At 60.1% G+C, this 23,506-nt stretch carries 20 protein-coding genes; 9 read left to right on the forward strand and 11 right to left on the reverse strand.

The features are described 5' to 3' along the window. Window positions 1-40 precede the first annotated feature (40 nt). The 7 genes from J3O30_RS30815 to J3O30_RS30845 all read right to left on the reverse strand — a co-directional run bounded on the left by J3O30_RS30815 (window position 41) and on the right by J3O30_RS30845 (window position 7,734). On the reverse strand, window positions 41-607 hold the full coding sequence (locus J3O30_RS30815; RefSeq protein WP_207585842.1) for a sugar transferase: 567 nt from the start codon (window positions 605-607) through the stop codon (window positions 41-43). A gap of 280 nt (window positions 608-887) precedes the next feature. Beyond that, entirely contained in the window at window positions 888-2,180 is a 1,293-nt protein-coding gene (repC, locus tag J3O30_RS30820) for a plasmid replication protein RepC (protein WP_207585843.1), read from the reverse strand. A 149-nt stretch (window positions 2,181-2,329) separates the two neighbouring features. Further along, the gene (gene repB, locus J3O30_RS30825; protein WP_207585844.1) at window positions 2,330-3,382 is read right to left on the reverse strand and encodes a plasmid partitioning protein RepB; all 1,053 of its coding nucleotides are present in this window, start codon (window positions 3,380-3,382) and stop codon (window positions 2,330-2,332) included. A 42-nt stretch (window positions 3,383-3,424) separates the two neighbouring features. Continuing rightward, on the reverse strand, window positions 3,425-4,639 hold the full coding sequence (repA, locus tag J3O30_RS30830) for a plasmid partitioning protein RepA (RefSeq protein ID WP_207585845.1): 1,215 nt from the start codon (window positions 4,637-4,639) through the stop codon (window positions 3,425-3,427). Between the two features lie 303 nt (window positions 4,640-4,942). Next, window positions 4,943-5,185: a hypothetical protein gene (locus J3O30_RS30835; protein WP_207585846.1), complete on the reverse strand. Its 243-nt coding sequence runs from the start codon at window positions 5,183-5,185 to the stop codon at window positions 4,943-4,945. A gap of 129 nt (window positions 5,186-5,314) precedes the next feature. Further along, the gene (locus J3O30_RS30840; protein WP_207585847.1) at window positions 5,315-7,261 is read right to left on the reverse strand and encodes an SARP family transcriptional regulator; all 1,947 of its coding nucleotides are present in this window, start codon (window positions 7,259-7,261) and stop codon (window positions 5,315-5,317) included. 14 nt (window positions 7,262-7,275) lie between these two features. Next, entirely contained in the window at window positions 7,276-7,734 is a 459-nt protein-coding gene (locus tag J3O30_RS30845) for a helix-turn-helix transcriptional regulator (protein WP_207585848.1), read from the reverse strand. Window positions 7,735-8,089: 355 nt separating this feature from the next. Here J3O30_RS30845 and J3O30_RS30850 point away from each other — a divergent pair, with 355 nt between their 5' ends. The 5 genes from J3O30_RS30850 to J3O30_RS30870 all read left to right on the forward strand — a co-directional run bounded on the left by J3O30_RS30850 (window position 8,090) and on the right by J3O30_RS30870 (window position 12,926). Next, a complete protein-coding gene (locus J3O30_RS30850) occupies window positions 8,090-9,292 on the forward strand; it encodes an MFS transporter (RefSeq protein WP_207585849.1) in 1,203 nt (400 codons plus the stop codon). A gap of 193 nt (window positions 9,293-9,485) precedes the next feature. After that, on the forward strand, window positions 9,486-10,046 hold the full coding sequence (gene msuE, locus J3O30_RS30855) for an FMN reductase (protein WP_207585850.1): 561 nt from the start codon (window positions 9,486-9,488) through the stop codon (window positions 10,044-10,046). Between the two features lie 241 nt (window positions 10,047-10,287). Continuing rightward, window positions 10,288-11,118 carry a MetQ/NlpA family lipoprotein gene (locus J3O30_RS30860; protein ID WP_207585851.1) on the forward strand — a complete coding sequence of 277 codons (831 nt, stop codon included), beginning with the start codon at window positions 10,288-10,290 and terminating at the stop codon, window positions 11,116-11,118. Between the two features lie 88 nt (window positions 11,119-11,206). After that, on the forward strand, window positions 11,207-12,292 hold the full coding sequence (locus J3O30_RS30865) for a methionine ABC transporter ATP-binding protein (RefSeq protein ID WP_207585852.1): 1,086 nt from the start codon (window positions 11,207-11,209) through the stop codon (window positions 12,290-12,292). Further along, window positions 12,273-12,926, forward strand: a complete 654-nt coding sequence (locus tag J3O30_RS30870) for a methionine ABC transporter permease (protein ID WP_207585853.1) — start codon at window positions 12,273-12,275, stop codon at window positions 12,924-12,926. Before J3O30_RS30865 ends, J3O30_RS30870 begins: the two co-directional genes overlap by 20 nt. Window position 12,927: 1 nt before the next feature. Here J3O30_RS30870 and J3O30_RS30875 read toward each other — a convergent pair whose 3' ends face one another. Further along, entirely contained in the window at window positions 12,928-14,286 is a 1,359-nt protein-coding gene (locus J3O30_RS30875) for an LLM class flavin-dependent oxidoreductase (protein WP_207585854.1), read from the reverse strand. A gap of 97 nt (window positions 14,287-14,383) precedes the next feature. Here J3O30_RS30875 and scpA point away from each other — a divergent pair, with 97 nt between their 5' ends. Continuing rightward, on the forward strand, window positions 14,384-16,522 hold the full coding sequence (gene scpA, locus J3O30_RS30880) for a methylmalonyl-CoA mutase (RefSeq protein ID WP_207585855.1): 2,139 nt from the start codon (window positions 14,384-14,386) through the stop codon (window positions 16,520-16,522). Window positions 16,523-16,584: 62 nt separating this feature from the next. Here scpA and J3O30_RS30885 read toward each other — a convergent pair whose 3' ends face one another. Together J3O30_RS30885 and J3O30_RS30890 are read right to left on the reverse strand one after the other, a co-directional pair. Beyond that, window positions 16,585-17,346 carry a hypothetical protein gene (locus J3O30_RS30885; RefSeq protein ID WP_207585856.1) on the reverse strand — a complete coding sequence of 254 codons (762 nt, stop codon included), beginning with the start codon at window positions 17,344-17,346 and terminating at the stop codon, window positions 16,585-16,587. A 70-nt stretch (window positions 17,347-17,416) separates the two neighbouring features. Next, the gene (locus J3O30_RS30890; protein ID WP_207585857.1) at window positions 17,417-18,577 is read right to left on the reverse strand and encodes a fumarylacetoacetate hydrolase family protein; all 1,161 of its coding nucleotides are present in this window, start codon (window positions 18,575-18,577) and stop codon (window positions 17,417-17,419) included. A 369-nt stretch (window positions 18,578-18,946) separates the two neighbouring features. On the opposite strand from J3O30_RS30890, the gene J3O30_RS30895 reads away from it, so the two are divergent. The 3 genes from J3O30_RS30895 to J3O30_RS30905 all read left to right on the forward strand — a co-directional run bounded on the left by J3O30_RS30895 (window position 18,947) and on the right by J3O30_RS30905 (window position 21,589). Further along, a complete protein-coding gene (locus J3O30_RS30895; RefSeq protein ID WP_207585858.1) occupies window positions 18,947-19,957 on the forward strand; it encodes a Gfo/Idh/MocA family oxidoreductase in 1,011 nt (336 codons plus the stop codon). Between the two features lie 10 nt (window positions 19,958-19,967). Next, window positions 19,968-21,062 (forward strand): Gfo/Idh/MocA family oxidoreductase, encoded by a 1,095-nt coding sequence (locus tag J3O30_RS30900; RefSeq protein WP_207585859.1) that lies wholly within the window; start codon window positions 19,968-19,970, stop codon window positions 21,060-21,062. A gap of 131 nt (window positions 21,063-21,193) precedes the next feature. After that, entirely contained in the window at window positions 21,194-21,589 is a 396-nt protein-coding gene (locus tag J3O30_RS30905; protein WP_207585860.1) for a VOC family protein, read from the forward strand. A 111-nt stretch (window positions 21,590-21,700) separates the two neighbouring features. Here J3O30_RS30905 and atzF read toward each other — a convergent pair whose 3' ends face one another. After that, on the reverse strand, window positions 21,701-23,506 hold the full coding sequence (atzF, locus tag J3O30_RS30910) for an allophanate hydrolase (RefSeq protein ID WP_207585861.1): 1,806 nt from the start codon (window positions 23,504-23,506) through the stop codon (window positions 21,701-21,703).

The following is a 23,506-nucleotide window of genomic DNA, read 5'->3' on the forward strand; positions in this document are numbered from 1 at the left end:
CACAGTCTTCCGCACCGTTCATCTATCAGAAGTAGGTGGTTTAATGCCGTATTCCCTTTCGGCGGATAACCTTCCCTGCGGTCATAAACAGGACGCGCATATCGAAGCCGAATGAACGTCGCTCGAGATATTCGACGTCGAATTTCACCTTCTCCGGAATCGGCAACTCGTCGCGGCCGTTGATCTGTGCCCAACCCGTCAATCCGGGCAGTAACTTGTCGACGCCGTGCGCCGTCCGCAATTCGATCAGATCATCCTGATTGTAGAGCGCCGGCCTGGGTCCGACGAAACTCATTTCACCCTTGAGAATGCACCAGAGTTGCGGCAGTTCGTCGAGGCTGGATTTGCGCAAAAAAGAGCCGATGGGTGTCAAAAACCGATCCGGATTTTCGAGCAGATGCGTGGCAACCGTTGGTGTGTCGACGCGCATGCTGCGGAACTTCGGCATCAGGAAGATCTGATTGAAGCGGCCGACACGTTTTGACCAATAGAGGATTGGTCCCGGCGAGGTGAGGCGAACACCAAGAGCGATGATAAGGATCGGAACGAGCAGGATGATCGAAGCAATCAAAGCCAGGAAAAAATCCACCGCCCTCTTCAAACCCATGTTCCCCAGCTCTCTTCCCTACCACCGGCGGTTCCCGCCATTTGCGCTATCGATTGCCGTATCGTCAAAAAGCATTTCGCGTCAACTGCGCGAAACCGTACTCTCTGTGGACCGGCGTGGTTGATCATCGGACTCATTCATTTCCCTGGTTCCGAAGAACCGAGCATCCCGTAACTCTTTGATCACAAACCTAGAAGCGTCCAATAAGAAGTTATCTCGCCCTTCATTTCCGTCACATTTCATTAACCATAATAGTCACCACACAAAGGAAGAGCGAATTTCATCCCGCTTTTCCTCTCACCGGCGAATTGATACGGGCGAGCGCCATCAACATCGGTCCGATGGCAAATTCCCCCTTTTCGGCGCGGCGTGTCAGATCGCGCAGATAACCGCCGGCGGAGGTGATATGCCCTGCCCTTTCGAGGACGCAGGCCATGACGGTGGCAGCGTTTTCAGCTCCCATGATCTCGCAGGCCTGCTCATAGGCCGACGGACTGACGCCGAGCATTGACCGGACGACCACGGCCGCGGCCATCAGATCGCGCCACGTGCCAATCGCGCCCTGGGGTCCGTATGCTGTGATTTCCGGACAGGCCTGCAGCACCAGTCCCAGCGGGAAGGATTTGAGCGCAGCGTTGGCCGAGGAGGCGGCGTTTGCGCCCGAGACAGGTTCGCTTTTCCGCTCAACCTTCTGTATTTGTTCTGTCGGCCCGACCCGACCTTCCGATCGGTCATCCGCCGTCTCGCCCTGCTTCGTTTCGAAAGCTGGTTCAAGTTCAGTAATGGATTGTGGATTTGAATTCTGTATGTGCCGCTCAGTCTGTTGGGCATTGCCGCTTTGATTATGGGTTTTAACCTGCATTTCCAACTGATTGACGATCTCTTCGCGCAGCATCTCCATCTCGTCGAGCGTAGCGGCGATTTGTTCGGCGGACGGCGACCGTGGCAGCTGCTCGACGACATTGCGAAAATGGAGATGAATAGCGCTCCAATCGCCAGCAGCACCCTCCTCCAAGGCCATCTCGATCAGCTTGGCGACGTCGCGCCGGCAAAGCGTCAGACGTTCTCTCAGCCGCTGCAGGTGCAATCGCTCCGCCACCACCTCCGCCGCCAGCCGCTCGATCTCCTCAGCACGCACGAGCAGCGGCGCCAGCGAAAAGCCGAATGCTTCGCGCAGTTCTCCACCCTGCTCCTTGCGGGCGTAACGCTTACCGTTTGGGCTATCCTTGCGGATCAACAGCCCGGCCTCGATCAAGGTCGCCAGATGCCGACGGATCGTCTGTTCCGCCATTCCATGCGCGCGCAGCGAGAGCTGTGCATTGGAAGGAAACACGACGAGCCCGTTGTCTTCGGAGAGCTCTCCCTTGGGATAAAAGCTCAGCAAGGCGTTCAGAATGGCGAGCGCCCGGTCGGTGATGCCGAGCAACGGCCTGGCCTCGCATAGCGCGCGATAGAGTTTCCACTTATCAATTGATTGGCCGGGCTCGATTTTTCGAGCAGCCGCCTGGCTTGCTAACATGCCAAGCGTCATCGACCGCCGCCCGAAGGGCGTCGTCACACTTCCGCTTTCCATTTTCTTCGCCTTCTTCAAGGCAAAAGATCACGGCTCACCAAATTCGGTGCCAAAGACTCTTGACTATGATTCGCGGAAATGTGATTCTCTGGGTGTCTAGATCAGAGAGGGCTTCCGCGGCGGCAACGTTCGGGGGCCTTTTCTTTTGCTTATTGATCTCCGTTTTTCGTCAAATCCTGTGTCTTCTCGAACGCCTCGTAAAGACGATCCAGATTGCTGGCGATATAGGCTCCAAAGGCTGACGCCTTCTCCGCCTTCAGCGCGATGGTGAACTGCTTCCCGTCATCCCTGATCTTCGCCTTGACCGCGCCGTCCTTGCGCTGCCAAGCGCGAGCTGCAGGCTGAAGCGCCGCTATGGATGAAATCGGCTGTTGCCTTCTGCTGATGAAGGCAACCAGCATATCGAAGCGGGCATCCGGCTCCGCCGTCTCGAATTCTGCCGACGTGCTGAACTCTATCGCCCGAGCAGAGATGTTATCGGTCTCGAATTTTACCGACAGATCGTGCCAGCGGTCACGGCCGATGGTCTTTGCCGCACCGATTGCGGTCAAGACTTCGGCTGGGATCCGTTTGGTGACAGACAGCATCTTAGAAACCGTCGTTTTTTCGGCGCTGAGCGCCGACATGATTGTATCCCTATCGAAACCCAACGTGTCGAGCTTGTCGGCGAACATCGTCCTCTCGATGAACGAAAGATCGGCGCGCGCCGAATTCTCCTGGCCCTGCGCGATGACATGATCGCGATCGTCAAGCTTTTTGACGACGGCGCGGACAGGTCTACCCAGCTCTTTGGCGGCCCGGGCGCGACGGTGGCCGAAGGCGATCTGATACCGGCCGTCCTTTTCCGGATGCGGGCGAACGAGGATCGGTGAATCCTGACCCCGCTGGCGGATAGCCTCGACCAATTCGCGAAACTGTTCGTCGGTATGCGCCAGCCGGTCCATGACGAACGAATCTTCGATCAGGGCAGGGTCGAGATCAATCACCGTCTCGCCGGTCGCCAGCTTCTCCTCGATGGCTTTGGCCGCATCCGCCTTGGCAGCTAGCGCATCGATGCTGCGCGTCACCGCACCAAGAGCGCCGATCCCCTTATAGGCGATATGCTGTTTCTCGTCCCTGTGGGGCGGCTCATCTTCATTGTTTACCGCAGTAAACTTCTTGGAATCGTCCATCAGGCCCGAGAGTAAGTTTTTACGCGCCATCAGCCAGCTCCCCGCCCCGGTTTACCGCAGTAAACTTCTCGGTCATTTCCGCCCCCAGGCCTTGTGAACGAGATCGACGATCTCATTATTGACGGCATCCATCGCCTCCATGGCGCGGTCGTAGGTCGCGCGGGTAAACTGGCTCCGCTCCACCTCATAAAGCGTCTGGTTGGTCATCGCCGCATCGGAGATCGCGACACTGCGCAACATCGGATTGGTCAACACATGGTTCTTGAACATCGAACGCATGAAGGCGACCATCTGCGTCTGCGGCCCGTCCTGCGGGTCATAGCGGGTAACAAGATAACGCAGCCAATCGAGATTCATGTTGCCCCCAGCGCCCTTCAGCGTGTTCAGCACCTCGCCGAGCATCTGCAGAAACTGGCACATCGACATGACGTCGAGCATCTGAGGATGGACGGTGATCAGAACCGCTGTTGCGCCGCAAATCGCGCTCATCGTCAAAAAGCCGAGCTGCGGAGGGCAGTCGATGATGACGACATCGTAATCGTCGGCGACCGAGGACAGCGCCTCGTCAAGCCGTGCAAAGAAGACGCGTCCATAGTCGCCGGCCTTGCCCTGTGCAAGCACCCGCGGCGTATCATGCTCGAATTCCATCAATTCGAGATTGCCCGGCACCAGATGAAGGTTCGGAAAATTCGTCGGCCGGATGATCTCCCTCAGCGGTCGCCGCTGATCGTCATAGCGAATGGCGGCGTAGAGCGTCTCGTTTTCGTTAACATCGAACTCAGGCTGAAAACCATGAATGGCGGAGAGAGACGCCTGCGGATCGAGGTCGACGGCAAGCACCCGATGACCAGTCAGGGCAAGATGCTGGGCAAGATGCGCGGCACTCGTCGTCTTTCCACTGCCGCCCTTGAAGTTGACGACCGCTACGACCTGCAGATGTTCGTTGCCTCGACGATGACTTAGGTAATGGGTTCCGGCACGCGTATTGTGTTCGAGGAAGCTGCGCATCTCTTCCATCTGCGCCGCCGTATAAGAGCGACGGCCGGACGGCGTGACCTGGGGAAGAGGGCCCTTGCCCTCCAGCGACAGATTGCGAAGGTAGCCGCTGGTGACGCCGAGGAAGCGCGCCGTTTCAGCAAGCTGAAACTCGCGCAACCCCTTCAGCGCGCGCGGCGGAAACATTTCGAGCCGATGCTGCTTTAGCTTGTCGGATAGCTCCTGCGCCTGACCAATAATCAGCTGGTCGACATCGGAAATTGCTTTTTCTATCTGCGGTGCCATATTCATGGAAATCTCGGAAATGCGATTTAAAAGCCCTGCGAGCCTAGAAAGCGCATTTAGTCCCGATTCTAGCAGAGTGGCAAGGCAAATAGGGTTAACAAGACCCTATCGCTGGGTTGTCCAATCTTTTTCAGAGGCTTGGACATGCGGCCGGTGGCGCTACCGGTGCAGCAAATCGCGTCGTTGCAGACCGAGTCGCAAGAATAATGGCCACATCGGCATCATAGCCGATCAGAAAAACTGAGAATCGAATTATCGATACGTGCGGCTCCCCGAAGCAAGGCGAGGCATGTGGCAGGGGAAGGGCATTTAGTGCCGCGTACCGAGCAGGCCGCCGCCATCCTGGCCGCTTTCGTGGGAAAGGGACACGCCGCTTCTGTCGAGATCCTGCATGAGGGCGCCGAGCGCAAGGTCCAGGCAATAGGCGGAAAATTCGGCATTCAGGTCTCTGGCGTTCTCTCGGGCATAGGCAACGAGCCTGGCGAGCGATACCAGCTCCTTGAGTTCGTCGTCACTTTTCGGCGCCATCATTGCTTCGGTTGCATCATGCATTTGAGAATTCTCCGGCTTGCCTTGCCAGCGCCTGCCGACAAAGCAAAGGCAGCTTAATCCCCTTGAACGAAAGAGGCGCGTGACACGGGCGTGACAGGATTTTTCGGCACCGCTTTCCGGCGTCAGGCCTCAGAAGCCGGCCTTGCGTAGAGCCACGCGATACTGTTCCTTCTGCCATTGCTCTTTGAAAGGAACGACGGAAAGCCATTTGTCGACATCGAAATCCGGATAGATCTCCCGCACTTTGCGCATATAGATACGCGCGTTTTTCATATCGCCGAGCATCGCCCAGCAGGCAGCCGAAAGCCGGTCCGCCGGGGTGCGGTCGTCCATTGCCGAGATTTGCTCCAGCGCCTCGGCATAGTGGCCGAGGGCGAAATTCGCGCCCGCCGCCGTCCATAGATAGTCGGTCGGGGTCAGCGGGTTGAGGGAGATGGCCCGCTCGATCTTGGCCAATGCATCGGCAGGGCGCGACGCGTGGACGAGCGTATCGGCATAACTTGCAATGCCGTCGGCATAGTGCGGGCTCAGCTCTTCCGCGAGCTTCAACGCCACGACGCTTTCGTCAAGATCCCCGAGATAAAGTTTGGCAACGCCGAGCTCACGAAAGCCCGCTGCAAGCGACGGATCAGCGACGATTGCCCGGTTCGCATAGTCCTCCGCAAGTCCGAGCAACTCGCTGTCGCCGCGTGCCGTCAGCAACCATTCGACGAGAAAGGTGCGCGACAATCCGCTGAGCGCAGGGGCGAAATGTGCGCTGTGCTGAAGCGCCTCGCGGAAAGCCTTTCGGGAGCGGCGAACATCGGGGAGGGCGAGCCGCTTGATATCCCGGAGACCGAGAAGGTAGCTGTGATAGGCAGCCGAGTTGCCCTCGAAGGAATCGCGCATGGTTTCATGCCGGCGGACCTGCCCGGCAAGCTCTCGAGCGATCTGCCGGGCGATGTCGCGCCGGTGACTTATCAATTCGTACTTCTCGAGGCTGAAACGTTCGGCCCAGATGACTTCATCGCTGCCGGCATGGATCAGCTGGACAAAGAGCGCACGATTGCCCGCACGATCGGTCAGCCTCGTGTCGAGAACATAAGTAATCGAATGACGCAGGATCAGCTCAGTTCTGTCGGCATTGCGTGCAATCCGAGCGGCCGTGTGGGGCGCCACCACCGAAACCGTGTTCAGCGCGCAAAGGCCGATGGTCACGTCCTCGATCAGCGCTTCGGAGAGCATCGGCAAGGCACCCACATCGGTCTCGCCCGGCGGCAGCAGCACCAGACGGGGCAGGGGACCAGGAACTCGAACGTCGCCGTCGCTGAGCGGCATCGCAACGCTCTGCGCAGGTTGACCACCTGCAAAGATTTTGCGGACCTCTGCCAGCGCCTGGACATCAAGGCCGATATCGAATTTGCTTTCCAGCTGATGTTTGCTGGTCTCGAAAAGGCGGCGCGCTTTCTCCAACTGTCCTTCGGACTCGTAGGCATCGAGAAGGATACGACGAATGTTCTCGTCATCCGGGGCCTCGCGAAAAATCCTAAGCGCCGCCTCCTTGATCAGGCTCACATCCTCTCGCGACCGGGCCGCCGGCAGCGCCGTCTTCAGCGCATCCACCAAGATTGCCATATGCCTGTCGCGCTGGCCGGCGATCCATTGCCGCGTACCGACGCTTTGGTCGGCGAGCCCCGCCAGGAAATCCTGGCGAAGGATAGTAACCAGTCGCCGCAGCTTGCCAAGGGCGTCGTCGCTGTCGTGATTGACGAGTTCGGAGAGATCACCAGCAAATGCGTCCGGCCTGACCCGCACACCGGTCGCCGTGAAGATCAGAAGTTCGGTACCGAGCTGGGTCTGACGCGCCTGGACACGCGATATGGTCTTGCGCAGGTTGGCCATGATGTCAGAATTGTCATGGCTGTCCCACAAGAACCGCGCCAGCGCCGAGCGCGGAAATTCGCTCCCAGCCCCTTCGCGCAGATCACGGTCCAGCAAATAACAAATCGCCAATAGGCCCTTTTCCGGAAAAGCCGCTGGTTTCCCGGCCGGGTCGATCAACCGCAACTCACCAAATGACTCGAGCCGGAGTTTCATGCGAATATGCCTGACTATTCTCCAAGCGGAAGGCTGATATCCGCTGCGGAGGCGCCCAATGTTACACTGCGGCTTTCCGTCTGCGCCATTGCCTTCACCAGTGCAATGACTGATTCACGGATTTTCCGGTCGGCAATCTTCAGAAAAGCACGATTGAGCACCAATCCCTCTTTCGTTCTGAGGAATTCGACGACGGGATCGGTGTTTGCGGGCAGTTCCAACCCTTGCAACGTCAACGGCTCGGAATTTTCCTGTTCAAAGAAGAAGCTCGGCGACGTATGAAGCACCTCGGCTATGCGCTGCAGACGGCTCGCGCCGATGCGGTTGATGCCCTTCTCGTATTTCTGAACCTGCTGGAAGGTCACGCCGATTTGGTCGGCAAGCCGTTCCTGGCTCATTCCGAGCAACTGCCGGCGCATTCTTATGCGCGCTCCGACATAGCCGTCTATCGCATTCGGTGTCTTGACATTCATCGTGTGTTTTCAGCCTCAATCGCATTTTCCATCACCGCAGCTGTAGTATCTCGCGCCCCAGTTTTCCATGGTTGTTTTTACATCGTAGGCTATATACGCCGCGATGGCGATCGATTGTGGTATGAAAGCCCCTCAAGTCAGAGGTGAAGCGACGCAGCCTTAGGCTGCAAAAGGGCAAATCGAACAAAAGCCGTACCGATCCTGATGAAATGGGACTGTGATTACCCCCTGGCTTACGCTAAATGCACTTCATCGACCGTCGCTTGATCATCTCTCCCAGCCCCGATCGCCCGACATCCATCGAACAAAAGCGACGCGGCACGGCAACCAACCGGGCCGTTCAGGAGGAATGTCCATGGCAACCGTTGCCGAGACCGCGCCCCGTTTCCAAAAAACAACGATGTCCATCCTGGTGGCGGTCAGCTTCTGCCATATGCTGAATGACATAATGCAGTCGCTGCTCGCCTCGCTCTACCCGCTGTTCAAGGCGAACTACGATCTCGATTTTGTTCAAATCGGCCTCCTGACGATGACCTTCCAGGTCACCGCTTCACTGCTGCAGCCACTGGTCGGCGTCGTCACCGACCGCTGGCCGATGCCCTATTCCCTGCCAGTCGGCATGGCGAGCACCTTCTGCGGCCTCATCCTGCTTGGCAACGCCGGCAGCTTCGCATTGCTGCTCGTCGCCGCCAGCCTGATCGGCTTCGGTTCGGCGGTCTTCCATCCGGAATCCTCGCGCGTCGCCCGTCTTGCCTCCGGCGGTCGCCACGGTTTTGCGCAGTCGTTCTTCCAGGTCGGTGGTAATGCCGGCCAGGCGCTCGGCCCGCTGCTCGCTGCCTTTATAGTGCTGCCGCTCGGCCAGCACAGCGTCTCCTGGTTCGCCGCCATCGCCATGGTCGGCATGGTCGTGCTGAGCTGGGTCGGCAACTGGTACATGAGCCACAGGCGCCAGAACGCCAGCAAGCCGGCGGCAAGCCGGACCCTGCCGCTGCCGCAGAACAGGGTTGTCTGGGCGCTGCTGATTCTCGTCCTGCTGACGGCAACAAAGAATGTCTACATGGCGAGCGTGTCGAGCTATTTCACCTTTTATGTCATCGACAAGTTTGCGCTGAGCATACAGCAGGCACAGCTGATGCTCTTTCTGTTCCTTGGCTCGGTCGCCGTCGGCACGTTCCTCGGTGGACCGATCGGCGATCGCTTCGGCGCCCGTTTCGTCATCTGGTTCTCAATCCTCGGCGTCATTCCTTTCGCGCTTCTCCTGCCCTATGCGAACCTTTTCTGGACCGGCATCCTCAGCGTCGTCATCGGCCTGATCTTCGCTTCGGCCTTCTCGGCGATCGTGGTCTTCGCCCAGGAACTGGTGCCTGGGCGCGTCGGCCTGATTGCCGGCGTCTTTTTCGGCTTTGCATTCGGGGCAGGGGGGCTTGGCGCAGCATTGCTCGGCAGTTTCGCCGATACTCACGGCATCGACTTCGTCTACCGCGTCTGCTCCTACCTGCCGCTGCTCGGCCTCCTGACGGTCTTCCTGCCGCGCATTCCCAAGCAGAAACCTGCCTGAGGCGATATCGCCCCGGACGGTATCGAGCCCGAAGCATCAGGCGATTTCAGACGCTATGATCACTCACGGGATGAACGTATTTTTCTCTTCCCATAGGGCGGGAGGGATCACCATTCCTTTAATCCACTATTTTTATAGATAATATTCGTCCGATGATACCGCCGGTCTCGGCATGATATTGGAAGGAAACGGCATGTCTGCTTACAAACTGGTTGGCCTTGCGGGTAGCTTCAACCGCCCCTCGAAGACCTTAGCGCTTGTCGAAAACATTGCCGGCCTCGCCGGTGCGACATACGGCTTCGACAACACCCTCTACGACCTCACCGATGTCGGCCCCTCGCTTGGCCAGGCGCTGCGCCGTGACGATCTCGACATTCGCGCAAAGGAAGTCATCGACGACATCGTCAATGCCGATCTGCTGGTCATCGGAGCGCCGACCTACAAGGGCAGCTATCCCGGCCTCTTCAAGCATCTGATCGACCTGATCGACCCGCATGAGTTGCGCGCCAAACCAATCATCATCACCGCGACCGGCGGCGGCGAGCGCCATGCACTGATGGTCGAGCATCAGTTGCGCCCGCTCTTTGGCTTCTTCATGTCGCATACGCTGCCGACGGCCGTCTACGCGTCCGACCGCGACTTCACCGATTACCGTGTCGCATCCGAACCGCTTTCCAACCGCATCACCGAGGTTGTCGGTGAGCTCGCGGCCTTCTTTCCCAGCCGGGGTCACGCTCTTATCGCTGCCGAATGAAGAGTGTCGGAACTTTAAAACGGCGCCCGCTGAGGCGCCGTTTTCGTTTTTAGGACCCATTCGGAAGCCGTCATGGTTCACAAATTTGATGGAAATTTATCCTGCCGATATCGATGGCAGGGCAAGAGTTTTTCCGACCCTTCCTCCACATCAGACATTCGTGCTTCGCGCCCGATAGGCGCATTTGCCATGATCGGCCAGCTCGGGGCGCTTGGCCTCATTCAGTCAGACGGGATATAAAATGACCAAGAATAAAAATCACGGCCTCCACCTTTCGCGCCGCGCAACTCTTGCCGCCGTTTCCGCCGCCGCGCTCTTTGCCTTTGCAGTGCCCGCTCCCTCCTTTGCCGAGGATAAGTCGATCAAGGTCGGCATCATGGCCGGCGAAGAGGAAGACATCTGGCGCGTGGTCACGAGCGAGGCTGCCAAGAATGGCCTCAAGATCGAGACCATCACCTTCAACGACTATACGCAGCCGAATGAAGCGCTGGAGCGTGGCGAACTTGACGCCAACGCCTTCCAGCACCAGCCCTATCTCGACAACCAGATCAAACAACACGGTTATCATATCGTTCGCGTCGGATATACCGGGGTCTGGCCGATCGGCCTCTACACCAAGAAGTACAAATCCGTCGGCGAGATCCCCGAAGGCGCGGTCATCGGCGTGCCTAACGATCCCTCGAACGAAGGCCGGGCGCTGCGCGTTCTCCAGAGCGAAGGGTTGATTAAACTCAACGACGGCACAGGCATTCTGGCAACGGTCGCCGATGTCAGCGACAACCCGAAGAAGATCGAGATCAAGGAACTCGATGCCGGCATCGTTGGCCGTTCGATCGATGATCTGGACGCCGGGGTCGTCAACACCGACTGGGCGCTGAAGAGCGGTCTTTCGCCGGCCGAGCGCATTGCCCAGGAGCCGATCGCCGATAATCCCTACCGCAACTTCATTGCCGTCAAAGACGAGAATAAGGACGCCGAGTGGGTCAAGACGCTTGTCTCTTCCTATCAGAACGATACCGTCAAGGCCGAGTTCGACAAGGTCTACAAGGGAACGGGTCTCAGCGCCTATTGACCCGAAATTGGGCCGGGGTTAAGGCCTGCCGAGAGGCGGTCCGGGGGTTCTTGCCCGGGCCGCCTTCCGTGTTTGCAAGGAAAAACACATGAATTCCTTTGTTTCCACCACGGTGATCGAGGCACAGCCGCAAGCGGCGGTCGAAGAAGTGGTGAGGCTTAACGACGTCAAGCGGCGGTTCGGAGCCACGGCCGCCCTTGACGGTATTTCACTGACGGTCAGAAAAGGCGAGATCCTCGGTATCATCGGCCGTAGCGGTGCCGGCAAATCGACGCTGATCCGCTGCCTGAACGGCCTGGAGCGCGCCGATAGCGGCGAGATCCTGATCGAAGGCCGCGACATCACCGGACTTGCAGAACAGGAACTGCAGCCGCTGCGCCGCCGCATCGGCATGATCTTCCAGCACTTCAACCTGCTTTCGGCCAAGACCGTCGAGGAAAACGTCGCGTTGCCGCTGAAAATCGAGGGCATTGCAAAGAACGAGCGCTTAAAACGGGCGTACGAGTTGCTCGATTTGGTCGGTCTTGCCGACAAGGCGAAAGCCTATCCCTCATCGCTGTCCGGCGGTCAGAAACAACGCGTCGGTATTGCCCGGGCGCTTGCGGCACGCCCAGCACTGCTGCTGTCCGACGAGGCGACGTCGGCGCTCGATCCGGAAACGACCCGGTCGATCCTGGCGCTGCTGAAGGACATCAACCGTAAGCTTGAACTGACCATTCTGCTGATCACCCATGAGATGGAAGTGGTGCGCGGCATTGCCGATCGCGTGGCGGTCATCGATGCCGGGCGGATCGTCGAGGAAGGGCAGGTATGGTCGGTCTTTGCCAACCCTAACGCTGATATCACCGCAAGCCTGCTCGGCGGCATCCGTCCGCAGCTTCCGGATCACATCGCCAGCCGGCTGTCGGCAACAACAGGCAGCGACGCAATCCTCAGCGTCGATCTCGCCGGACCTGAAGCGCAGGGTGCGCTGTTTGCCGAACTCTCGGCGGCGCTGCCGCATTCCTTCCGGCTCGTGCATGGCGGCATCGATCATATTCAGAACCAGCCGGTGGCGCGGTTCTTCATCGCCATTCCCATGCGCGACCCTGCGCTTGCCGGAAAGGTCGAACAATTCCTGACGGCCCGGTCCGCCCGGGTGGAGGTGCTTGGTTATGACACCGATCATGCTTGAACTGCTTGTTCGCTCCCTATGGGAGACGATCCTGATGACTGTCGCCTCGGGCGTGATATCACTCGCCGCCGGCCTGCCGCTCGGCCTTGCGCTGGTGGCAACGGCACGCGGCGGCATCGCCGAAAACCTCTGGATCAATCGCGTGCTCGGCGGCATCATCAACGGCTTCCGCTCGGTGCCCTTCATCATCCTGCTGGTGGCGCTGATCCCGCTGACGCGGCTGATCGTCGGCACCGCACTCGGCACATGGGCAGCCATCGTGCCGCTCGCCATCGCCGCGACGCCCTATTACGCCCGTATCGCCGAAGTGTCGCTGCGCGAGGTCGACCGTGGGCTGATCGATGCCGTGCGCGCCATGGGCGGCGATCGCTGGACGATCATTCGAGAGGTGCTGGTGCCCGAAGCGCTGCCGGGCATCGTCGCCGGTTTCACCGTCACGCTGGTAACGCTGATCGGCGCCTCGGCGATGGCCGGCGCGATCGGCGCCGGCGGCCTCGGCGATCTCGCCATCCGCTATGGCTATCAACGTTTCGAAACCAATGTGATGATCGCGGTGGTGGTAGTACTCATCGTCCTCGTCTGCGGCATCCAGTGGCTCGGCGACCGGCTGGTCGCCAAGCTGGATCATCGATAGATCAGCGCCGGTATCCGGCAGCGGGATGAGCGGCGGGCAACCTGCCGTTCCCGCCGCCGAAGAGCTTCTGCCGCAATGGCCCTTCGGTATAATCGGCCTTGAAGACGCCGCGCTCCTGCAGCACCGGCACCACCAGATCAACGAAATCGCGCAGGCTCTCCGGCGCCACTGTCCGTGCCAGGTTGAAGCCGTCGATGCCGCCTTCCTCGATCCATGTCTCGAGGTGATCGGCGACCTGCTGCGGCGAGCCAACCATCGGCTTCATCCGGCTACCGAGGACCATCTGGTCGATGATGTCACGTGGTGTCACCGGCTTTGCCGCCTGTTTGGTGATTGAAGCAAGTGCCGATTGATTGGCGTTCGTCGACCTCTGATCGATGACCTCATCCAATCCATATTTCGACAAGTCGATGCCGATAGAGGCAGAGTAATGCGCAAGCGAGGCCTCGACGCTCGAATGCCGGCGATAATCCTCAAGCTTGTCGTGTGCTTCCTTCTCAGTCCGCCCAACGACGACGCTGATCAGGTTCAGGATCTTCAACGCGTCGGCGCCGCGGCCGAACGCCGCTGCCTTCGCCCGCAGCGCATCAACGGTCGATCTCGCAGCCCTGGGAATCGGACTGGCGATGAAGACACATTCGGCGTGTCGTGCGGCAAAATCCTGCCCGCGGGCCGAAGCGCCGGCCTGGAAGAGCAGGGGCGTGCGCTGCGGAGACGGCTCGCAGAGATGGATGCCCTCCATCCGGTAATATTTGCCGTTGTGACTGACAGCTCGCACTTTGGAGGGATCGGCATAGATGCCGCCCGCCTTGTCGCGCAGAACCGCATCGTCATCCCAGCTGCCCTCCCAGAGCTTGTAGACGATCTCGAGATATTCCTCGGCGGCGGCGTAGCGCGCATCATGTTCCGGGAGCTTGTCGAAACCCATGCTGCGGGCAGCGCTGTCGAGATATCCGGTGACGATATTCCAGCCGATCCGCCCCTTGGTCAGGTGATCGAGCGTCGACATGCGCCGCGCCAGCAAAAAAGGCGGCTCGTAGGTGGTGTTGACCGTTACGCCGAAACCCAGATGTTTGGTGACATAGGCCATCGCTGAAATCGGGATCAACGGGTCATTGACGGGGACCTGCGCCGCCGTCTCGATCACCGGCGCCGGACTGCCCTTGTAGACGTCATAAACGCCGACGATATCGGCGAGGAAGATGCCGTCCAGCTTGCCGCGTTCGGCGGTCCTGGCGAACTCCGTCCAGTAATCGAGATCGGTATAGTCCACCGACCGGTCCCGCGGATGTGTCCACAGGCCATGGTTGATATGCCCGACGCAATTCATGTCGAAGGCATAGATCTGCATTGTCTTCATGAGACGAGTCCTGACGAGGGAATAACAATCAAGGATTTGTATCGCACGGCGATCCTGTGGAATGGTAGGGTGCGGAAGAAAAAGCCGGAGAAAACGCATGACGAAGAAGACGCTGTCGGATTGGACGGAGCTCGCGCAGAAGGAATCGCGCGCCTCGCCAGAAACCCTGACCTGGCAGACGCCGGAGGGTATCGCCGTCAAGCCGCTCTATACGGCCGAGGATCTCGAGGGCGCCGATCACCTTGGCTCGCTTCCCGGCTTTTCGCCCTTCACCCGCGGCCCGCGCGCGACGATGTATGCCGGCCGGCCCTGGACGATCCGCCAATATGCCGGCTTCTCGACGGCAGAGGCATCGAACGCTTTTTACCGGAAGAATCTGGCCGCCGGTCAGAAGGGCCTCTCCGTCGCCTTCGATCTCGCCACCCACCGCGGTTATGACAGCGACCATCCGCGCGTCGAAGGCGATGTCGGCAAGGCGGGCGTCGCGATCGACAGTGTCGAGGACATGAAGATCCTGTTCGACGGCATTCCGCTTGCCGACATGTCCGTCTCGATGACCATGAACGGCGCCGTCATCCCGATCCTCGCCTCCTACATTGTCGCCAGCGAGGAGCAGGGCGTTTCGAAGGCCGATCTGTCGGGCACCATTCAGAACGACATCCTCAAGGAGTTCATGGTCCGCAACACCTATATCTACCCGCCGGAACCGTCGATGCGGATCGTTGCCGACATCATCGAATATACGGCAAGGGAGATGCCGAAATTCAACTCGATCTCGATCTCCGGCTATCACATGCAGGAGGCTGGCGCGACGCTCGTCCAGGAACTCGCCTTCACGCTTGCCGATGGTCGGGAATATGTCAGGGCGGCGATCGCCAAGGGGCTGAGTGTCGACGATTTCGCCGGAAGGCTCTCCTTCTTCTTCGCCATCGGCATGAACTTCTTCATGGAGGCGGCCAAGCTTCGTGCCGCCCGCCTGCTTTGGACCCGGATCATGGAGGAGTTCCAGCCAAAGAAGGCTTCCTCGCTGATGTTGCGCACCCATTGCCAGACCTCCGGCGTCTCGCTGCAGGAACAGGATCCCTATAACAACATCATTCGCACCGCCTTCGAGGCGATGTCGGCCGTGCTCGGCGGCACGCAGTCGTTGCATACCAATTCCTTCGACGAAGCGATCGCGCTGCCGACCGAATTTTCGGCCCGCATCGCCCGCAACACTCAGCTGATCCTGCAGCATGAAACCGGCGTCACTAGGGTGGTCGATCCGCTGGCTGGCTCTTATTACGTCGAGAGCCTGACGAAGGAGCTCGCGGAAAAAGCCTGGGCGCTGATCGAGGAGGTGGAGGCGCTCGGCGGCATGACGAAGGCCGTCAACGAGGGTCTGCCGAAACGGCTGATCGAGGAAGCAGCCGCGCGGCGCCAGGCGGCCGTCGACAAGGGCGAGGAGGTCATCGTCGGCGTCAACCGCTACAGGCTCGACAACGAACAGCCGATCGACATTCTGGAGATCGATAACAGTGCGGTGCGCACAGCCCAAATCAAACGCATCGAGGAAACGAAGCGGCGGCGTGATAGCAACGCCGTGCGCGAGACGCTGGCGAGGCTGATGAACACTGCACGCAGCGGCAACGGCAACCTGCTCGAAGCCGCGATCGAAGCGGCGCGAGCCCGCGCTACGGTCGGTGAGATATCGGATGCCATGCGCGAGGCCTTCGGCGATCATGCCGCCACGCCGGAGGTCATCACCGGCGTCTATGGCGAGGCCTATAGCGACGAGCCGGAACTCGCCGTGCTGAAGGCCCGCATGACGGAGGTGACGGAAGCGATGGGGCACCGGCCGAAGATCATGGTCGCCAAGCTCGGCCAGGACGGGCACGACCGGGGCGCCAAGGTGATCGCTTCAGCCTTCGGCGATATCGGTTTCGACGTGCTCGCCGGCCCGCTGTTCCAAACGCCTGACGAGGCCGTCGAGATGGCGCTCGGCGAAAAGGTCAATGTCGTCGGCGTCTCGTCGTTGGCGGCCGGTCACAGAACGTTGCTGCCGCAGTTGATCGACAGACTGAGAGCGCAGGGCGGTGACGATATCATCGTCGTTTGCGGCGGCGTCATCCCGCGGCAGGATTATGAATTCCTGCACGAACACGGCGTTGCGGCCGTGTTCGGTCCGGGCACCAACGTCCTCGAAGCGGCAAACTCCGTCCTCGACCTGCTGCAGGGCAGGCGGCGGAACCAGTAAGAGGGCGTAGCGTTGTTTTCCCGCTAAACGCTAGACTAATGGAGAACAAAGGGGGAAAGCGTTTATGCGCCCTCATCAGATAGCCAGATCCGCAATTGGCCGACGGGCTTGAAACCCAGCTTTTTCATTTCGTCTAGCACTTCACCGCGATCATATCCGACAAGGGGCAAATCGGCTGCAAAAGCGATAGTAGCCAATGAAATTGCATCCTGGAAGGCCTGAGGCGTACCAGCCAAACTAAAAATATTGGAGATGCCTACAACCTGCGGCGATCGATTTGCGATGCATCCCGCATCAAAGCCGTCGCCGGCCAATCGACCGTAGATGTGCATGTCGGGATCGGAAAGCAGGGCAGGTGTGAAGACGTTGGCATCGGTCGGGCTACCAGACTCTTTCCAGGAACGTTCCCAGCGATCCAGCGCTGCCGCCTCGCGAACGCGTACCCAACCTTGAGGCGCACTCGATGAGCTTTTATGAGGTTCAACCCAAATCCATGATGCGGAAAACAACAACCGGAACCCGTTGTTGTTGAGATCTAGCTTGGAAAAGCCGTCTTTGATACCAGGTCGCCGTCCTAGCCGATCTGTCAGCCGATCGATTTCAATCAGCTGCTCCTGTGTTGCATCCCGGTCGAGTGTCGTCATGTTGGAATAGTATGGAGGTGCGATTGCATCACTTGACCAAAACGCACTGGTTCGCTGATCAGGCAATCCATGGGCACGGAATATTGCCCGGTACAAGTCGGCATTGTTAGCGGCACAAAACCGCACTTTTTCTTCATCTGAGCGTTTCGGGATACCGCTTTGTAAAGAGCTATCTGTCATAGCAAACCTGTTGATCAGAGCGGCTGACACCAAGCCGATACATTTCGCGACAAGCTGTGCGCTCAATAACTTATAGCAATCCGCGCTTCGCCAGATTGCGCATCAGCGCCGAAATGCCGAAGGTCCAGGGTGGGCATTCGGTGGAGAGACGCACAGTGTTGACGAGGGCGCCGAGCCCTGCCGAGGAGATCTCGACGACATCGCCGATCTTGTGAGTGAAGCCCTGCTTCTGCGCGTCGCGGTCCTGCGTCGGCGCAAACAGTGTGCCGAGGAAAAGCATGAAACCATCCGGATATTGATGATGGGGGCCAAGCGTCTGCTTGACGAGATCGGTCGGGTCGCGGCTGATCTGCGACATCGAACTCTTGCCGTGCAGCACGAAACCGTCCTTGCCTGACACCTTCAGGTCGAGTTCGGCTTTGCGCACATCATCGAGGCCGTAACCGGCATCGAATAGCCGGATGAAAGGACCGATCGAGCAGGAGGCGTTGTTGTCCTTGGCCTTGCCGAGCAGCAGTGCCGAACGCCCCTCGACATCGCGCAGGTTGACGTCGTTGCCGAGCGTCGCCCCCTTGATTTCGCCGCGGCTGTTGACGGCGAGCACGATTTCCGGCTCGGGATTGTTCCAGGTCGAGATCGGATGCAGGCCGACATCAGCGCCCCAACCGACGGAAGACAGCACGGGCGCCTTGGTAAAGACTTCGGCATCGGGACCGATGCCGACCTCGAGATATTGCGACCACATGCCCTCGTCGATCAGGGCCTGCTTGACCTTGGCGGCTTCCTGTGAACCAGCCTTCAGATTGGTGAGGCTGCCGCCGATCAGCGTGCTGACGCGCTCACGGATCGAGGCGGCGCGTTCCGGATTGCCGGCGGCCTTTTCTTCGATGACGCGCTCGATCATCGACTGAGCGAAGGTGACGCCGCAGGCCTTGACTGCCTGCAGGTCAACAGGCGCAAGCAGATAGGGACGCGCTTCATCCGGTGCTCCGGAGCTGTTGGCGGCGATCTCCTCCACGGAGCCGACCGCCTTGCCGCCTGCAGCGCGGACAAAGGCGGCGGCATCCTGTCTCTCGAGCAGGGCGCTCAGCGTCGGCGCTTCGCGCGACGTGATGTCGACCAGCACTCCGTCGCGAAGTGTCACGACGCTCGGCCCGCCAACCTCGGGATTCCAGATGCGGCCGACAAAAAGACCGGCCGAAGCGGCAGCATCGAAAAGGGGATGAGACATGGCAATCTTCCATCACAGGCGAGCGGGGAGCGCTCTTTAAAATTTTTCGGAGTCGTTGCCGCTCTCCAGCCCAGCGGCGGCCGAAATCGATCACATTCATGGAGATCGAGCAAGATACGGCTAGGAAAAAGACTTTCACGTGAGCGGATCGAACGGCGACCTTCTGGCGGATTGCAATCGCCGAAAGCACGCAAAATAACTATTTAGATACAAAATAATCATTATACTTCATATACTTAATTCATGACATGGCCGTTTTCGCCTCTTGTCTTGTCTTGACAGACGCCAGCTTTCGTTATCTGTTTTGCCCGACATGGAGGAGGCTGGCCTCGGCGGGCCGGATGAACATCCCAGGAGGATATTGCAGCGATGTTGAGATTTGCCGTCGTCGGAATCGACCATGGGCACACGTTCGATCACGTGAAGGGATTGCTTGCCTCAGGCGGCGAGTTCGTCGGCTATTGCCCGCAGACTTCGGTGCCGGCATTGCGCGAGGCCTTCGAGAAGACCTATCCCGACGTGCCGCAGATCGACCGGGAAAAGCTGTTCGAGGATCCGTCGATCGATGTCATCTGCATTGCCGCGATCCCACGTGACCGCGCCGGGCTTGCCGTCCGCGCGATGAGGTCGGGCAAGGATGTGATGACCGACAAGCCCGGCGTGACGACCTTCGCCCAACTGGAAGAGGTCAGGCGGACCGTCGCCGAGACCGGCAAGATCTTCTCGATCTGCTTTTCCGAGCGTCATTGCGTGCGCTCCGCTGTCAAGGCCGGCAAGCTTGTCGCCGAAGGCGCGATCGGCAAGGTGATCCAGACGCTCGGCGTCGGCCCGCACCGGCTGCAGCTCCCGACCCGACCGGACTGGTTCTTCGATCCCGAAGCCTTCGGCGGCATCATCGTCGATATCGCCTCGCATCAGGTCGACCAGTTCCTGTTCTATACCGGCTCGATCACAGGCGAGGTCATCGCAAGCTCGATCGGCAATTTCGGCATGCCCGACAAGCCTGATTTCCAGGATTTCGGCGAGGTGCTGCTGCGCTCCGACCGAGCGGCGGGTTATGTTCGCGTCGACTGGTTCACCCCGGAGGCGTTGCCGACCTGGGGCGACGGCCGCCTCACCATCCTCGGCACCGAAGGCTATATCGAACTACGCAAATATATCGATATTGCCGGCCGGCCGGGCAAGGATCACCTGTTCCTGGTCAACGGCAAGGAGATGACCCACATCGATTGCAGCGATGAAAAGCTCGACTATTTCGATGCTTTCACCGCCGATGTCGGCAATCGCACGCAGACGGCGATGACGCAGGATCACGTTTTCGAAGTCTGCCGCCTTTCGCTTGAAGCCCAGACGAAAGCCGCGCGGATCGGCGCTCGCTGAGGAGGATATCATGACCAGGAAATTGCGCGTCGGTGTCATCGGCGCAGGCATCGCTGCGCGGCATCTGGCCGGCTTCGGCTGGAACGAGGAGCTTTTCGAGGTTCCCGTGCTCTGCTCGCTCGACGAGGAACGCGGCAGGGCTCTGTGCGAGGAGTACGGCATCGGCGAGTATACGCAGGACGCAGATTCGCTGTTTGCCCGTGATGATCTCGATATCATCGACATTTCGACGCCGCCGAGCTCGCATTTCGAACTCTGCCGCAAGGGCATCGAATCCGGCAAGCACGTCATCTGCGAGAAACCGCTGTTCGGCTCGATCGCCGAGGTCGACGAGATGGGCCGCATCCTCGCCCGTTTCCCCGGCAGGAAGCTGATGCCGATCTTCCAGTATCGTTATGGGTCTGGCCTGCAGAAGCTGAAGCTGCTGATCGAAAGCGGCCTCGCCGGCAAGCCGTTCCTGACGACGATCGAGACCCATTGGTGGCGCGGCCCGGATTATTACGCCGTGCCGTGGCGCGGCAAATGGGCGACTGAACTCGGCGGCGGCCTTCTCGGCCATGCGATCCACGCCCATGACATGCTGAACTATGTGCATGGTCCCTGCGCTGAAGTGTTTTCCTATGGCGCGACACTGGTCAACCCGATCCAGGTCGAAGATACGGCAGCGCTTTCGGTCAAGATGCAGAATGGCTCGCTGGCGACGCTGTCGATGACGCTCGGCTCGCGCAAGGAGATCTCGCGGTTGCGCTTCTGCTTCAGCGATCTCGTCGCCGATAGCATCCTCGAACCCTATACGATGGGCCGCGATCCCTGGGTCTTCACCGCAGGAACGGAGGACCATCAGGCGCGGATCGACGCGGCGCTCGCCGCATACGTGCCCGGCGAGGACGGCTATACCCGTCAGTTCGAGCTCTTCCATAAGGCGATCGTCGAGGATACTGCGCCGCCGGTGACGCTACAGGATGCCCGCAATTCGCTGGAGCTGGTGACGGCCGCCTATTTCTCGCAGCGCACCGGTCAGCCAACGCCGATGCCGATTGCCGCCGATCATCCGCTCTATCGATCCTGGCTTCCGGAAGAAGAGCGGCGCGCGGCTGCCGGCTAGAACAGGATGATTTCAGGCCGAATCGGCCTGAAATCTGAATCCTCTTCTAAATTAAATAGTTAGAGCATGATGTTGTCCGAAAACCGCTCACACTTTTCGGCATCATGCTCTGAGCAGGGAAGGGCGCTCTCATGCTGAAATCCTTCGAACATGTCGGCATGACGGTGAGCGACATGGACCGCACTGTGGTTTTTTACTGCGGCCTGCTCGGCCTGCGCCTGCATCTGCGCAAGGTCATGGCCGACGGCTCTGAGATCGCCTTCCTCGATGCCGGCGGCGGCATGCTCGAAATCTTCGCACCGGCGGGCGGTGCGGCAAGGGCAGTGGATGTGCCGGAGGCTACCGCCGGCCTGCGTCATCTGACCTTCCTGTTCGAAAATGTCGACCAGACCTTCGCCCGGCTGGAAATGGCCGGCGTCGAGATCAAGGAGCGGCCGCGCCTGGCAATCAATGCCGAGGTGCTTCACAAGGTTGCCTTCCTGCGCGATCCCGACGGCATTCAGATCGAACTTGCCGAGAAACGGTAAGCCGTCAGCGCAAGCCGGGTCTGCCGATCGCCCTGGTTCGCGCGGTCAGCCCCGTCAGGAGATGCGCAACCAGCCGCTTGAACATCCGTCGCCATTCTTCGCTCCTCACGCTCAGCTCGCCAACTTGACGCGAATATAGCTCCGCCAGCCGCCGAGCGAGGTGATGTCTTCGGCGCCGTTCACCGCATGTGCCTCGCAAAGAAAACCGGAAACGCTCGTGCCATCGTCGAGCGCCACCTTTCCGATGCCGAGCGGCGCCGGGATCTTCTGGACGAAGCGGCCGAAGGCATCGGCCGGCAGTGCCCAGATCTCAACCTCCAGACCGCGGCCCTTGTGGCCAGGTTCACGGATGAGGCCTGGCTTCGGCGGCACCGTGTCCGGCAGCACGAAGAGACGGTATTCGCCAGTCGTGTTGCAAGTCTTGATCAGCCGACCGCCGGCGCCGGTCAGCTCATGATTGAGCGGCATGCCGGTCAGATGCGCGCCGACCACGACGATCTCGACGAAGCCGTCATCGACAGCCGCAACACGGCTGGCTTCGGGGATGGCCGCCTGCCGGTCGATGCCCAGTCCGGAGCGTGCCGCGCGATGCAGCGCATCGGCGAGCGGCGCCAGCGCATCGTCGGTAAAAGCAGACGCGATCACGGTAACGCCGCCCGGCAAACCGTCTTTTCCGAAGCCAGCCGGAACGGCGATCGCCGCGCAATCGAGCAGGTTGACGAAATTGGTGTAACGACCGAGACGGCCGTTCAGCACCACAGGATTGGCGAGCATGTCAGCGACCGTGTAGGTGGTCGGTGCGGTCGGCAACAGAAGAACGTCCGCCTTTTCCCATTCGGCTTCGGTTTTGCGGCGCAGTTCTTCCAGCCGGTAGCGGCCATTGAAGGCCTCGACCGCGGTCTTGCCCCTGGCGCCCTCGATAATCCCCCGCACCGTCGGATCAAAATCGGCCGCATTCGTGGCGAGGAAGGTCTCGACCGCCGCAAGGCGCTCGGCGACCCACGGCCCGTCATAAAGGAGAGCGGCGGCCTCGCGGAACGGCGCGTAATCGAAAGGCACGATGGTCGCGCCGAGCACTCTGGCCCGCTCGATCGCCTGGTCGTAGAGCGCCTCCACCTCCTTGTCGCCGAAGAACTCACGCTCGGCGTCGGTGAGGACGCCGATGCGCAACCTCGACACCGGCAGGTTTGCCGGCTTGGCGCGACGGGAGAAAGGATCGGCGGCATCGAGGCCTTCGGCGACAGTGCGGATCGCAACGCCGTCACCGACGGTCGCGGCAAAGATCGTAATGCAGTCCATGCTCTTGCAGGCCGGAACGACGCCGGTGTTCGGCAGAAGGCCTGGGGTCGGCTTGATGCCGACCAGATTGTTGAAGGCGGCAGGCACGCGGCCGGAGCCCGCCGTATCCGTGCCGAGCGCGAAGGCGGCCAGGCCGGAGGCGACCGTGACCGCAGATCCGGAGCTCGAACCGCCTGAAATATAGGCCGCATCGAAGACCGAACGCGGTGCGCCATAGGGCGAGCGTGTCCCGTTCAGGCCGGTCGCGAACTGGTCGAGGTTGGTCTTGCCGATGATGATGGCGCCGGCCGCCTTCAGCCGCGCAACGACGGTGGAGTCCGCTTCCGGCCGATACTCATAAGCCGGGCAGGCGGCGGTCGTCGGCAGGCCGGCGGCATCGATATTGTCCTTCACCGCAAAGGGCACGCCCCAGAGCGGCAGGCTGTTTGCCTCAGGCGCGCGCGTCATCAAGGCTTTCGCGGCAGCGCGCAGCTCTTCGTCGGGCACCGGCGTGATGAAGATCGCCGCATCCTTCGAGGCGGCGCGGCGCGTTATCACCTCTTCGATGGCATCGAGCGGCGTCAGGCCGGATTGATAGGCGGCGCGAAGGCTTGAGAGATCGAGAATGGTCGGCAGCAT

The sequence above is a fragment of the Rhizobium sp. NZLR1 genome, assembly GCF_017357385.1.
In the GTDB taxonomy this organism is placed as follows: Bacteria; Pseudomonadota; Alphaproteobacteria; order Rhizobiales; family Rhizobiaceae; genus Rhizobium.

Coding starts and splice junctions, on each gene's coding strand:
- J3O30_RS30815 (WP_207585842.1), bottom strand. CDS start 607: ATGGGTTTGAAGAGGGCGGTGGATTTTTTCCTGGCTTTGATTGCTTCG.
- repC (WP_207585843.1), bottom strand. CDS start 2,180: ATGGAAAGCGGAAGTGTGACGACGCCCTTCGGGCGGCGGTCGATGACG.
- repB (WP_207585844.1), bottom strand. CDS start 3,382: ATGGCGCGTAAAAACTTACTCTCGGGCCTGATGGACGATTCCAAGAAG.
- repA (WP_207585845.1), bottom strand. CDS start 4,639: ATGAATATGGCACCGCAGATAGAAAAAGCAATTTCCGATGTCGACCAG.
- J3O30_RS30835 (WP_207585846.1), bottom strand. CDS start 5,185: ATGCATGATGCAACCGAAGCAATGATGGCGCCGAAAAGTGACGACGAA.
- J3O30_RS30840 (WP_207585847.1), bottom strand. CDS start 7,261: ATGAAACTCCGGCTCGAGTCATTTGGTGAGTTGCGGTTGATCGACCCG.
- J3O30_RS30845 (WP_207585848.1), bottom strand. CDS start 7,734: ATGAATGTCAAGACACCGAATGCGATAGACGGCTATGTCGGAGCGCGC.
- J3O30_RS30850 (WP_207585849.1), top strand. CDS start 8,090: ATGGCAACCGTTGCCGAGACCGCGCCCCGTTTCCAAAAAACAACGATG.
- msuE (WP_207585850.1), top strand. CDS start 9,486: ATGTCTGCTTACAAACTGGTTGGCCTTGCGGGTAGCTTCAACCGCCCC.
- J3O30_RS30860 (WP_207585851.1), top strand. CDS start 10,288: ATGACCAAGAATAAAAATCACGGCCTCCACCTTTCGCGCCGCGCAACT.
- J3O30_RS30865 (WP_207585852.1), top strand. CDS start 11,207: ATGAATTCCTTTGTTTCCACCACGGTGATCGAGGCACAGCCGCAAGCG.
- J3O30_RS30870 (WP_207585853.1), top strand. CDS start 12,273: ATGACACCGATCATGCTTGAACTGCTTGTTCGCTCCCTATGGGAGACG.
- J3O30_RS30875 (WP_207585854.1), bottom strand. CDS start 14,286: ATGAAGACAATGCAGATCTATGCCTTCGACATGAATTGCGTCGGGCAT.
- scpA (WP_207585855.1), top strand. CDS start 14,384: ATGACGAAGAAGACGCTGTCGGATTGGACGGAGCTCGCGCAGAAGGAA.
- J3O30_RS30885 (WP_207585856.1), bottom strand. CDS start 17,346: ATGACAGATAGCTCTTTACAAAGCGGTATCCCGAAACGCTCAGATGAA.
- J3O30_RS30890 (WP_207585857.1), bottom strand. CDS start 18,577: ATGTCTCATCCCCTTTTCGATGCTGCCGCTTCGGCCGGTCTTTTTGTC.
- J3O30_RS30895 (WP_207585858.1), top strand. CDS start 18,947: ATGTTGAGATTTGCCGTCGTCGGAATCGACCATGGGCACACGTTCGAT.
- J3O30_RS30900 (WP_207585859.1), top strand. CDS start 19,968: ATGACCAGGAAATTGCGCGTCGGTGTCATCGGCGCAGGCATCGCTGCG.
- J3O30_RS30905 (WP_207585860.1), top strand. CDS start 21,194: ATGCTGAAATCCTTCGAACATGTCGGCATGACGGTGAGCGACATGGAC.
- atzF (WP_207585861.1), bottom strand. CDS start 23,506: ATGCTGCCGACCATTCTCGATCTCTCAAGCCTTCGCGCCGCCTATCAA.